The sequence below is a fragment of the Spiroplasma endosymbiont of Tricholauxania praeusta genome, assembly GCF_964019535.1.
GTDB classification, from domain to species: Bacteria; Bacillota_I; Bacilli_A; order Mycoplasmatales; family VBWQ01; genus Spiroplasma_E; species Spiroplasma_E ixodetis_A.
This window is the reverse complement of the sequence record NZ_OZ026450.1, coordinates 1,102,688-1,115,184: the sequence shown is the minus strand read 5'-3', so window position 1 is coordinate 1,115,184 and position 12,497 is coordinate 1,102,688. Positions and strand designations below refer to the sequence as shown.

Genomic DNA, 12,497 nt, shown 5'->3' with positions numbered 1-12,497 from the left:
GGAAAAAGGAGTCTTTATGAGTAAAAAAAGATGTAAAAGAAAGATAAAAAAATCAAAAATAATTACAAAATGTAAAAATAATTTTAGTGATAATAATTCCAATAATAAATCTTTTTTTGAAAAATGAGAACTTAAAATATTAGATGACATTATTGAACTTGAACAAGAATTAAAAAATAAAATAAATAATATTATAATAGAAGAACATAATTACTCATTAAAAATTAATTAATAAAAAAGGAGAAATTTATTATGAAAACATGAATAAAAACAAATTTAAGTAAAATAACATTAGCATTAGCACTAACTGGTGCTACAACTGGAACAATAGGATTAATCATGGGGTGTGCTTACCCATGAAAATAAAAAATTTAATTCTTATGAAAAACCAGACCATACAGTAGTATTATGTAATGCTCCAATATGAGTTAATATGTATAATGGTTCTTATTATTCTTTATATTGCTCAAATAAAAAGTTACATGATGTAGATATTAAATGAAATGGAAAATATTGAAAAGGTTATTTTGATAATTAAACTTCTAAATTTATATAAGAAATATTTTCGTTATATTTATCAAATAAATTAATATTTTTTAAGTCTATTTCTTCTTTATCTGTTATTAAAATTAAATCATAATTACCAGCACCAAATATTCCACTAATTTCAATCCGATTTAAATTATTAATCGGATTTTCAATTTGTAATTCAAATTCACTATTATTATCAATTTTTATAATTTCTTTATACAATTCTAATTTAGAAAATAATTGTGATTTATTTGCACCATATAAATTTAAAGTATTGGAATGGCAACCCTTTTTAGGACTGTTTTTTGGTAGACACTTGTTTTTGATAATTAACTGGAGTTAGGTAGTTTAAGGTGCTGTGAATTCTTATGTTGTTGTATCAATTGATATAATCAAATAATTCTAATTTTAATTTGATTAATGATGTAAAATTTTTATCATTAATAAATTCAGTTTTGAAAGTTTTAAAAGTTGCTTCAGCAACAGCATTGTCATAAGGACAGCCTTTTTTGCTTAAAGATCGAGTTATGTTGAATGCTAATAAAAGTTTATCAATAGTTTTATTATTAAATTCGTTACCGCGATCGCTATGAAATATTTCAATATCTTTTAAACAGCGATTTGAGTGCATAAATGCTTGATATACTAATGATGCATCTTTTTTAGTACCTACACTATGTCCAATAATTTCGCGGTTAAATAGGTCTATTAATAAGCAAATATAGTTTCACTTACCATTAACTTGAACATAAGTTAAATCACTAACAATAACTTCATTTTTAATTTTATTATTAAAGTTTCTATTAACAAGATTGGTAATTTGACTATCATTGACTTTATTATGATGATTTTTGAATGATAATTTAGTGTATTTTGATATTAAATTATGCTTATTCATAATTTGTTTAATTTTTCTGCGTGATAAATAAATTTCTTGGTTTGCTAGTATGACTTTTAATCTTCTAGTACCATAAACTTCTTTATTTTCTTTAAAAGCACTAATAACAGCTTCATCATAAATATTATTTTGATTTTTATTTTTTTTCTTTAAATTAAAATAATATGTTGATTTAGAGAGTTTTAAAAAACGACACATTGTGCGAATTTTATATTTAGATTTATTATTTGCAATAATTTCTATTTTCTGCCTATTATTAGTGCTGCTTGCTTTAAAATATCATTTTCCATTCGTAATTGTTTTAATTCTTTATTTGCTTGAATTAATTGTTTTTCTAAATCAGAAAGATTATCTTTGGTTTTAAAACTGCCTGAATTAGTAAATTGCTTAATTCATTTATAAGTAGCCGCTCTTGTAACGTTATATTCTTTAACAAGACAAGATACTGACTTGCCACTTTGATATAAAGCTACTATTTGTTTTTTAAATTCATCTGAATATGAGTTAATATTGGCCATAATTATTTTCCTTTCTTTTAACTAATTTGTGAACTTGTCTACGTAATTAGTGTCCAATAAAGTGTAACCCATCCACTATGTTACTTTAATTTTTAATAACCCAAAACTTTATAGACGCTGTATTTTATTAAACAAAAACGATGAAATTATAGTAACTGGTGAAATCTTTAATACTTTAAATATTCAAAAAAATCGTGCATTTTGTTCAATTAATGTTAAATGATTTAAAAAATGAAAAGAGTAAAAAATGATATTATGAAAAATTTTATTAATAGTACCAATATTAATAACAAGTATAACACTAATAATATTTTTAATATCTATTATTAAAGAATTAAAAAATGAATATAAAGTATTGAAAATATTAAGTGAAATTGCTAATCAAATTGAAAATAAGGAGAATAAATAATAATATATGACAATAAATGTCCTATATACAATAAAGTAAAAGAAAATTCTATAGATAAACACTGTTATAGTTGCTGATTAGAATTACTCAATAAATGAAGTTTAAAGAGCTGAGGAAATTTAGGAGAAAAAATAATGAATAGATGTACATGAACTGAAAATATAAAAAAAGAAAGACCAAATTATATTGGTATTACATCATTTCAAGAACAATGTGAAAATATGACAGAAGAGCAATTTGATGAATATGGAAGAGTATATTGTAAAGAACATAGAATTAAAGTTGATGAAATTAATAAATCAAGACATAAAAATTGTATTAATAAAGAAAAATTAATTAATTTTATTATAACAACTCGAAAAGAAAATAAAGAATCTGATTCTAGTAATTTATTTAAAATAGGAAAAGAAAGTGGTTTATTTAATCTTCAGATTTATATTAATGAGGGAGACTTTGATAATGAATAAAGAAAAATTAATTATTTCTATGAAAGAAAGAATAGATTTATTGAATAATTCATTAAGAGAATATTCATCCAAACTTTATGAGTTAGAAGACTTGAAAGAGGTGAATTTGACTAATGATAATATTACCTACTTTGTTTGAAAATAAAGATGAAATTGAAATATTATCACCATTTCCCAAAGCAATTCATACAAGTAATGATATTAGAGCAATTATTTTAAGACAATACCCAAATGTTAAATCAAAACATATAATTGTTTCTGACCCAGAAAGTAATGTTGCATTAATAGTTGGTGATAATGATGTTTATCAAGGTTGAATTAAAGTAACAATTAAAAAAAAGGAGAATAAAGATGACTAAACGCGAATTTTTAGTTAAATGAAATGTAGATGAAAAATTATGATTTATTAATAATGTTGAATTTTTAAATTCAGATACACATATAATTTTTAATTGAAGTGATAATTATTTAAGCATTGATTATTATTCAAAAGAGATGAAAAAATTTATAGAACTATTAAATGATATAAAACAAATTAAAGGAGAATAAAAATGGAAACAAATAATTATACTTTAACTAAATTAATTAGAACTGGTATAAGTCCAATTTGTGCAATGATTGGTACAAGTGCTTATTATGGTCAAGTAATTGCAAATCCATTATTAGGTTCAATTAATAGTTTATTATTTGGTAAAAAATTAGGTTTAGATATATGAAATTTAAATCAAAGACCAAATACTAAAACTAAATTAATTAATAGTAGTAAAAAAATCTTACTTGGTTTAGGAACAATTGGTTTAGCAAATTATAGTAAATGAACAGAAAATAATATTAGTCCAATTATTCCAACAACACCAATGCCAATAACTACTACAACTACAACTGAGGGTCCTCCATGATTACTATTAAATAAACAAGAAAATCAGTCATTAATGGATTGAGATACATATATTAGTTTAAATGCTTATGGTATTTCAAATCTTATTAGTGGATTAACTGAGTTAATACCTAATAAATTTGAAACAATAAGAAAGATTTGTAATATGGCTACTGGTGGATGTTTAATTTCAAGTGGAGTTGCTATGGGTATTAATAATGATTTTAATAACGCTTATGCAGTACCTACCATAATTGCTGGTGCAAGTGAAATAATCCATAATTTACTACCTATGGAAACTACACATCATAATGAAGAAATGCAAGAAACATCATTTAATGATGAAACTGCAAGATTAGTAAATGATAATAGATTCACAATTAATAGTGAAACAACTAGTCAATATGGTAGTGATAATATGAGCGAAGTACCATTAAATCATGATAATGCTTCATTAAATTGAGATTATAATCACATGAGTTTATAAAGGAGGTGAATAATTTATGAATAAAGAAAAATTACTTGAATATTATAATCATGAAATAAAAACATATAAAGAAAAAATAGAAGAATTCAATAAAGAAATATCTGTATTGGTAAAAATTATAAGTAATTCACAATCAATGATTGAAAGAATTAATGGTGGTCAATTTGATGAATAATTAAAAATTAAAAATAAATAGTTGAAAGGAAAATATTCAAATGAAAGAATTTTTACATGAATTAATAATTATTGGAACAAGTGTTGGAACATTAATTTGCAGAGAAATTATTGTTTTATTAAAAAGATTTATCACAACTCCAAAACATGTTAGAGCAAATAACAAAATTATAAAACATCAAAAAAAATTAGCAAAATTAAACGAAAAAATTAATAAAGGAGAAAAATAATATGACAAAAATTGAATTTAATGAAAAATATAGAAAACAAGATATCAGTATTGATAGAGATTTTGATTTACATATTGATAATTGTTTTAAATTTTCTGATATTGATATATTAGAAAATGCAATTAATGATTATAAAAAATTAATAAGTGAAATTCCACAATTAGTTAAAGATTGATTATTGGGATAAGATTAGGAGAATGTTAAATGTTAGAAAATGAAAATAATGTTCAACAAACAACTGAACCTTTAACTGAAAACAATGCTTCTTCACAAGAAATAGAAAATAAAGTTAATGAAGCAGAAAATAAGTTAAATAAACTTAATCAAGAAATTAAAGAAAAAGAAATTATTAATATATTTAAAAAATATCAAGTTAAAACTGAATTTTATGATTATTTAAAATTTAAAACTAATAATTTAGCAAATTCAAAAATTGAAGAAATTATTAAAAAAATGATTAAAGAACAACCAGTATTTAAAGAAACAATTAATACAGGTGGTAAACCACAAACAATAATAACAAATCAACCAAATTCAATAAAAAGTACATTATTGGATTATAAAAAAAATAATAATTTATAACAGAAAGGAAATCAAAAAATGGCAATACAATTTAATAAAAATTTAGATAATACCGAAAAATTAGTAGAAGCACCAGAGTTTATAGAATTTTATAAACAATCAAATTCACCATGAGCAAGTTTTTTTCCTATCGAAATGGTTAATTCAACAAAAATTGAATTTATAGTTAAAAAACCAAAAAATTCAGAAATTAAAGTATTAAAATGAAATGATAAAAGCAAAGGATTAGATGTTAGTTATGCTGAAACTATTAAAATTTTAAAAGAAATTAAAGAAGAAGCAGTTGCAGGTGAAATAATTGCTAATGTTGATTTAAATGCTGAAAATGGACAAAATTTATTAAATACAATGCAATATGAAGTTGCTAATGACTTAGCAGATTATTTAGCAAATAATGATACAAATGTAATTGCAAAATATGCAACTAAAATAGACATTACTGATAAAACACCAGAAGGATATTTAAAATCAATGTTAGATGCTTGAAATACTTTATTTCAATTAAGAAATAGTAATAATTGTCGTTTTTTTATTACTAATAATCTTTATGATAGTATTGTTTATTTAGCTAATAATAAAGGATTAATTACTGATAATCAGATTGCTCAACAATTAAGATTAAATGGAAATGATTTATATATTAAAGGTGTACTATGTCAAATTGTAATGGATGATTATATGACATTTACTGATAATAATGAAACTAAAATTATGTCTTTTGTTTTAGCAACACCAAGAGCAATGAAAAGATATATGTTACAAAATACAGTTGTATATGTTCAAGATATTGCTGATGGTAAAGTTGGAAGAAGATATTTAGTTGGTGGAGAAGTAACTGGTGAATCAATACCCTATATAACAGATGAAGAAACAACTTCACGCTGAATGTTATGTGCAATTGTTAATAATGATAAAAATGATTTAAAAACTAAGATTACAAGTTTAACAACTGATATTACTGCAAATGTTAATAACAATAATAGTGAATTAAATACACAAATAAAAAGTACTAATGAACTTAAATCATTAAATCCTAATTTAACAAATCCAACTATTAAATATTTTAGTGATGCACAAAGTAAAACTAATATAAATAATCAAAAACAAAAAGCAGGTGACTTATATATAACTATTACTGCAAATGTTAATGACTTAAATTATAAAGGAACAACAAATCCAATTAAAATAACTCTTAAATAAAGGAAATTAATATCATGCCAATTGGTACAACTAGTACAGCAATACTTTTAAACATAAATAAACCAAAACATACTAGAACAAGTAACCAACAAGAAAATAAAAGTTTTTGATGAGAAATTTTAGAAATGATTGGTGTACAAGTAATAGCAGTAGCACTTGCTCCTTTTACTGGTGGATTAAGTGAAAGTGTAGCACTTGGATTAGGTGCAAGTGATTTAATTGCTAGTATTAGTGCTGTTGGTGTAGAGTTTTTAACTGATTTTACTATTAATCAAGTTTATGATTATTTAAAAGGAAATGTAACAAAATTAAATACTTTCTTTAATATACTTCCTGCATTTGCTGGACTTAATAAAATTAGTCGTGGTTATCGTACTACTAAATTTATTAAACTAGCAGAAAAAACTAAAACATTAGAACAAGTTGGAATTAAAGAAGCAAAAAACTTACAAGAAATTATTAGTCAAGTAAGTGGAAAAGAAATTTTAACAGATAAAATTATTGGTAATAAACGTTATTTAATGAATTATAGTTTTACTCCTAATAATGAAACAGTATTACGAGATTTAGGTTATGTTGCTGAAAGACAATATAAAAATAATTTTCAAAAATTAGAAACACAAAAGTTAAAAGAACACTTATTATTACAGAATACATTAATAAAATTAAGTCCCCAATTAACTCCAAAGTTTAAAATTAAAGATATTGAAAAAGCAAATAACTTTTTAAAAAAATATAATACTGATTTAAAAGAAGTATTAAAAATGAACCAACATGAATGATTAAATTTAGTTCATACAATACATACAGAAAATAGATATGGAAAAACTTTAATTTTGGATTTACAAAAAATTCGTGCCAATGCTATTAAATTTAATTTTAAAAATAGTATTATTCATCAACTTGTTTTAAAAGCAAATCAAACTTTTAAATATTTTGATATTAGATTTTATTTAAAAAAAGGTTTAAATAAATTTTGAAAAGATACTCCATATTTTGAAAAATTACGAGAAAGTATATATAAATTACAAGAAAAATTTGAAAAGTTAGAAAAACAAGTATTTGAAAAAATTAATAAATTAAAAGAAAAAGCAACTGATTTATTTACTAGTGCAGAAAAAAGAGCAATTAGACATGCACAATTAATTCCACTAAATTCACCAGTATTTATGGGTTGTAAAATTCAACCTTTATCATTAGATAAATGTGCAATTACTATTTATCATCGCAATCCTAAATATAAACCAATTACAGTTGTTGATAGTATTCTTAAAGCAGAAACTTTTGTTACTCAAATACATCCATTCCATTGATATCGTTGATATAGTGGTTGATATATTGGATATGGAGTTAATCAAAATAAATGATTAAAAGCAATAGCATTTGCTCCACCAGTTGTTCAACAAATAATTAGAGATAGTTTTAAAGTATATAGAGAAATATTTAGAATCGTAAGAACTTATCATAAAGTAGTAAATGTTATTAATAATCCTATTGAAAATATTAATAAATCATTTAAAAATGTTGGTTTAAAATTTTCAGTAAATACTTTATTTGGTACAGGATTATTACATCATTTAGAAAAATTTGCATATAGTCAAGTAGTAGCAAAAAGTAAGAAAAAATTAAAAAAAGGTAAAAATAAAATACAAAAAGAAATTGAGCATATAACACATAAAAAAACAAAAAAACATACTCATCATTATAAACAAGCATTTTTTAAGGAATGATAAATTATGATTAATAAACTTTGAACTGGTGTCAGTCTAGAAAATTATAATAACTGATATCCATTAACTGGAAAAATTACAGAAACCCCACAGCAATATATACAGACATGACCTAATGTTAATGATTGATTTAAAACTTTTGCTATTCGTGCTCAAAATGATATTAATGCTTATCTTGATTTTATTTTATCTAAATTTCCTTTTGATAGTTTTAAAGATGAATTAATTAAAGAAACATTAAGAGATATGGTTTATGTAATGGTTGAACATTGAGTATTTAATCGTACACCAATTGAATTTAATGTTGATGCTACTATTCAATTTAATAATGGTAGTCAATTTAGTGCAAATAGTACTCCTACGATTAATGTTTGAGATTTAGCACCTAGTAGAATGAAAATATGAGCAAGATTAACAGAATTAAAACAAATATTTTCAAGTTATAATGATGATGAAATAGATATTGAAAAAATTGACTTAAAAGCATTTTATACTAGAAATCAAGTTGATGAATTAATCAAAGGACAAAAAGACTTTACATTATCAAAACAAATTAAATTATATGATGATTTAGTTGATGATAATGAAAATGAAATATATAGAGGTCCTGTTAGTAAATTTGTTAATAAAGGTTATGTTGCAACAGATTATGATAAAGAAACTGAAACAATGATTTTAGATTGACCAGATGAAATTGGAACATTACCACCAGAAGCATTACAAAATAATCCACAAATTGGTGATTATACACATGCACCAACTTGTGATTTTTCTGCTAAACAACAAAAACGAATTACTACTAATGAAAATGAAATTACCAAATTAAATACTGAATTAATTAAAGCAAATGAAAATATTAATGATGTTAAAAATAATTGATTTAATATTGAAACTAGTCCTTTATGAAAGAAAGTTAAAAATGAAAATATTAAAACAGATACATGATATATTATTGATTGAACATATTATTTTATCGATAGTAAACAACTTATTATAAGTAATAATAAATTAACTAAATCTAATATAAGAATTACTAATAGTCAAATAGAACAAAAGCAAATAATAATTGAAAATATTGATGTTAATATTGATAAAGTAACATTATTATATGATGTTGATTTAATAAAGTTTATTGCTACTAATAACACAAAAAAGTATAAACCAATAATTCATAATATATATCAATATCAAGGAATAGGTACACCAACTGAATTTATAGCAGAAGAAGATACTGAACGTGATTATTATACAAAACTAGAAACTAATAATTTATTAGATAAAAAACAAAATAAATTAATTGCTGGTACTAATATAACTATTGATGAAAATAATAAAATTAGTGCTACTGGTGGTAGTTCAGTTGATGAAAATAGAATATTTAATAATAAAGATGATAAAGAGAGTACTACAAGATTAGTTAATGAAGTTATTAAAACTAATGTTGGTGGTAAAACTTTAATTTATAGAAATGAACCAGTTATAACTGATGATTTAGATATTCCAAATAAAAAATATATAGATGATAAAATACCTAATTTAGATAATTATTATAAAAAATCTGTTTTTATGAAAGGATATTTTACATATAAAGATGATAGAGACCAATTATGATTAAACGATAATTCAAATAGTTCTATTGCTATTTCATTATTACTTAATAATACTTATGAAAGATTAAAAACTACTAATAAAACTGTTGTTGGTGCTATTAATGAAATAGTTAAAAAAGAAAGTAAAGAAAAATGAGTTATTGTTGGTAAGAGCCTTAATAAACGTACATGAACAGATTTTCATATTAATATTAATCAAACATATAGAGCGCTTATAACATGAGAAACTAAATTAATAGGTTATCCAATAATGATTTTATTTAAAACTGCTAAGGGTCTTAATACAGCGCCTCATACAATTATTAATGGAAAAATTGGTAATGAAGATGTTACTTTGGATATTATGACAACTGAGGATAATAAATCAATTTTAAAAATAAATGGTGCAGAAAATGACCCATATGGTGAAATTATTAGTTTAGAAATTAAAGAAAATGAATGAGATGTTGATTTAAGAGATAATGATACACCAACTCCACGTGATTCAAATTGAAAAGAAGTAGGAGAAGTTATAACAGATAAAAATAATAATAATCAAAATTATATAAAATATATATTTAAAGATAAAACACATTATAGAATATATATAAGTTATGGTGATTATACAACTAAAGAAAATAATAAAAATTATAGTTGACAAATAATTAATTTTTATTATCAATTAGATACAAGCGTTGTAAAAAGTAGTTTATGAATAGCAAATAATAACAATAACCAACAAACTGAAATTAATATTTATAACAATAGAATAATGTGGGGTATGGGTAGAGATTATATTTTTAAAAAATTAGAAGAATTACAGGAATAATATTATGATTTTTAAAATTATAAAAATTATTTTAGGTTTAATAGGAGTATTATTATCTTCTGCAGTTGCTGGTTTAATTATATTTATTATAGTAAAAATTGTATTAAAAATTAATCAAATATTTTAGAAAGGTGGTGAATATTATGTTAAATCCATTTAAGAGAAAAGAAAAAAGTAATATTACTGATAATCAAAATGAAAAAGTAAAATTTTTAACTAATAAAAATAAAAGTACACATGCTTCCATTTTAAATTATTTTGGTTTTAATGATTTTAATCATGAAACTTATTTTACTGATTTTGTAGCAGAAAATAATGCTAATTTATATAATGCTCCATTAGATATTAATAATGAAACCATTAAACAATATTTAATTAATCAAGAGTTTTATAGAAAAAATTGAAATTCTATTTTTAAATTAAGTAAATTAGGAATTAGTGGTTATTTAATTTTTATTGCTAATGATGATTTATATTTTCAAGTAGTTGATATACAACAAAGAGTTTATGATATTACTGGTAAATTAATTCAATGTACTATTTTTTATGATAGTTATCAACAAAATGCACAAACTGTAAGATTATTTGAAATTTATACATTAAATAATGAACAAGTAACAATTAATCGCTCAATTTATAGTATTAGTGATAATAAAAAACAATTTCCATTAGATTTTAAATCATTTATTAATAATCCTAATCTATTACAAGAACAAACACTAAATATTAATTATATACCAATATCAATTATGCGAAATAAAGCAAATGAGCTAGCAGATTGTGATAAAGTAATGGATAAAATTAAAGCATTAGATGTTATTTATGAACAAATTGTTTTAGATACAATTTTAAATTCACCAAAATTTATATTTAGTCAAACCTATGGTAATGTTCAATCAGTATTAGAAGAAGCAGTAAGAACATTAGTTACTAAAAACTACATATTTAAAAGTGGTGGAGATAATAATGAACAAAATGAAAATATCAATATGACAAATAGTAATTTTAAAGGTAAAAATTTAACTGATATATATGATTGAAATGTTAATGAAATATTTAAACGTTGTGGTATTCATATACCAAGTCAAAAAAAATCAGCACAACAATCAGTTCCCGAAAGTACAGCTGTAAATATTTCAACTATTAATTATATTGAACAAAAATTATGACAATTTAATATTGATATTCTTAAATTTATTCAAATATTAGTACGTTTAGATAAAGATTTATTAAATAGTAAAACATTTAATATTAATGATGAACAAGAAATTAATAATTTAATAGTTAAATTAAAATTATTTAACCCCGAAAATAACCAATTAATAGGAGAAAACAATGGAAAACAACAACAAACCACAAACGAAGTTTCCACAGAAACAAACTAAACTTAATCAAGCAGAAATAGAAAATGATTATTTAATTGATAATATTCCTTATGATTTTACTAATATGATGAGAGCTACTAGTGACCCAGATATTAATAGAGCATATGATGAATTTAAAAAAAGAACAATTTATATTTATGAAATTGAACGTTTATTTAAAAATAATGAAAATAATAGTTTAAGATTTTCAGCAAATACTATTAAAATAGGTTTTATTGATATTGATAAAGTATTAAAAACTACTGCTGTTGAAACATCAGACTTTACTATGCAATTAAATCAAAGAGCAAGTACAAACATTAATGATAATACAATTGAATATAGTATGACTGATATTAAAAATTTAATTTTTTAAGAAATAAATTTATTAAATCAATTTAAGTTATATGCTGTATCTATTAATGAACCCTTAACTGAAAATAATATTGATAATTTATATATTATTAATAATTATTCACAGCCTTATCAAAATCCAAAAACAAGAAGTACTAAAAGTATAACTATTATTAAAATTAAAGATTTTAAAACAAGAGATGGTTATCCAATCATTATTAAATTACAAAAACCATTAGATAAAGATACCAAAGTAAT

Annotated in this window: 19 protein-coding genes; 17 read left to right on the top strand and 2 right to left on the bottom strand. The window is 22.2% G+C overall.

Annotation, left to right across the window (positions count from 1 at the left end):
• Positions 1–16: 16 nt before the first annotated feature.
• Complete coding sequence (locus AACK96_RS06095) at positions 17–232, top strand: hypothetical protein (protein WP_338973889.1); 216 nt, start codon at positions 17–19, stop codon at positions 230–232.
• Between the two features lie 302 nt (positions 233–534).
• Here the strand turns inward: AACK96_RS06095 and AACK96_RS06090 are convergent, their stop codons facing one another.
• Positions 535–753 (bottom strand): hypothetical protein, encoded by a 219-nt coding sequence (locus AACK96_RS06090; RefSeq protein ID WP_338973888.1) that lies wholly within the window; start codon positions 751–753, stop codon positions 535–537.
• A gap of 70 nt (positions 754–823) precedes the next feature.
• A protein-coding gene (locus AACK96_RS06085) for an IS3 family transposase (RefSeq protein WP_338973306.1) occupies positions 824–1,947 on the bottom strand; the annotation gives its coding sequence in 2 pieces (ribosomal slippage) (positions 824–1,704 and positions 1,704–1,947; 1,125 coding nt in all).
• A gap of 247 nt (positions 1,948–2,194) precedes the next feature.
• Between AACK96_RS06085 and AACK96_RS06080 the strand changes: the two genes are divergently transcribed.
• The 16 genes from AACK96_RS06080 to AACK96_RS06005 all read left to right on the top strand — a co-directional run bounded on the left by AACK96_RS06080 (position 2,195) and on the right by AACK96_RS06005 (position 12,261).
• Complete coding sequence (locus tag AACK96_RS06080) at positions 2,195–2,356, top strand: hypothetical protein (protein WP_338973887.1); 162 nt, start codon at positions 2,195–2,197, stop codon at positions 2,354–2,356.
• Positions 2,357–2,490: 134 nt separating this feature from the next.
• Positions 2,491–2,823 (top strand): hypothetical protein, encoded by a 333-nt coding sequence (locus AACK96_RS06075; protein WP_338973885.1) that lies wholly within the window; start codon positions 2,491–2,493, stop codon positions 2,821–2,823.
• Entirely contained in the window at positions 2,816–2,968 is a 153-nt protein-coding gene (locus AACK96_RS06070; RefSeq protein ID WP_338973884.1) for a hypothetical protein, read from the top strand. Before AACK96_RS06075 ends, AACK96_RS06070 begins: the two co-directional genes overlap by 8 nt.
• Positions 2,937–3,182: a hypothetical protein gene (locus AACK96_RS06065; RefSeq protein ID WP_338973882.1), complete on the top strand. Its 246-nt coding sequence runs from the start codon at positions 2,937–2,939 to the stop codon at positions 3,180–3,182. The genes AACK96_RS06070 and AACK96_RS06065 overlap by 32 nt, the downstream gene beginning before the upstream one ends.
• Positions 3,175–3,372 carry a hypothetical protein gene (locus AACK96_RS06060; RefSeq protein ID WP_338973880.1) on the top strand — a complete coding sequence of 66 codons (198 nt, stop codon included), beginning with the start codon at positions 3,175–3,177 and terminating at the stop codon, positions 3,370–3,372. The genes AACK96_RS06065 and AACK96_RS06060 overlap by 8 nt, the downstream gene beginning before the upstream one ends.
• A gap of 2 nt (positions 3,373–3,374) precedes the next feature.
• On the top strand, positions 3,375–4,187 hold the full coding sequence (locus tag AACK96_RS06055; RefSeq protein WP_338973878.1) for a hypothetical protein: 813 nt from the start codon (positions 3,375–3,377) through the stop codon (positions 4,185–4,187).
• 16 nt (positions 4,188–4,203) lie between these two features.
• Positions 4,204–4,362, top strand: coding sequence for a hypothetical protein (locus AACK96_RS06050; RefSeq protein WP_338973876.1), 159 nt, complete (start codon positions 4,204–4,206; stop codon positions 4,360–4,362).
• Between the two features lie 40 nt (positions 4,363–4,402).
• Positions 4,403–4,591 carry a hypothetical protein gene (locus AACK96_RS06045; RefSeq protein ID WP_174481134.1) on the top strand — a complete coding sequence of 63 codons (189 nt, stop codon included), beginning with the start codon at positions 4,403–4,405 and terminating at the stop codon, positions 4,589–4,591.
• A gap of 1 nt (position 4,592) precedes the next feature.
• A complete protein-coding gene (locus tag AACK96_RS06040; RefSeq protein WP_338973874.1) occupies positions 4,593–4,778 on the top strand; it encodes a hypothetical protein in 186 nt (61 codons plus the stop codon).
• A gap of 17 nt (positions 4,779–4,795) precedes the next feature.
• The gene (locus AACK96_RS06035; protein ID WP_338973872.1) at positions 4,796–5,173 is read left to right on the top strand and encodes a hypothetical protein; all 378 of its coding nucleotides are present in this window, start codon (positions 4,796–4,798) and stop codon (positions 5,171–5,173) included.
• A gap of 18 nt (positions 5,174–5,191) precedes the next feature.
• Positions 5,192–6,373 (top strand): hypothetical protein, encoded by a 1,182-nt coding sequence (locus AACK96_RS06030; RefSeq protein WP_338973870.1) that lies wholly within the window; start codon positions 5,192–5,194, stop codon positions 6,371–6,373.
• A gap of 14 nt (positions 6,374–6,387) precedes the next feature.
• On the top strand, positions 6,388–8,106 hold the full coding sequence (locus AACK96_RS06025; protein ID WP_338973868.1) for a hypothetical protein: 1,719 nt from the start codon (positions 6,388–6,390) through the stop codon (positions 8,104–8,106).
• Positions 8,107–8,109: 3 nt separating this feature from the next.
• Entirely contained in the window at positions 8,110–10,521 is a 2,412-nt protein-coding gene (locus tag AACK96_RS06020) for a hypothetical protein (protein WP_338973866.1), read from the top strand.
• A 4-nt stretch (positions 10,522–10,525) separates the two neighbouring features.
• Positions 10,526–10,648, top strand: coding sequence for a hypothetical protein (locus tag AACK96_RS06015; protein ID WP_338973864.1), 123 nt, complete (start codon positions 10,526–10,528; stop codon positions 10,646–10,648).
• 16 nt (positions 10,649–10,664) lie between these two features.
• Positions 10,665–11,906: a hypothetical protein gene (locus tag AACK96_RS06010; RefSeq protein ID WP_338973862.1), complete on the top strand. Its 1,242-nt coding sequence runs from the start codon at positions 10,665–10,667 to the stop codon at positions 11,904–11,906.
• The gene (locus tag AACK96_RS06005) at positions 11,857–12,261 is read left to right on the top strand and encodes a hypothetical protein (protein ID WP_338973860.1); all 405 of its coding nucleotides are present in this window, start codon (positions 11,857–11,859) and stop codon (positions 12,259–12,261) included. Before AACK96_RS06010 ends, AACK96_RS06005 begins: the two co-directional genes overlap by 50 nt.
• The last annotated feature ends 236 nt before the right edge of the window (positions 12,262–12,497 follow it).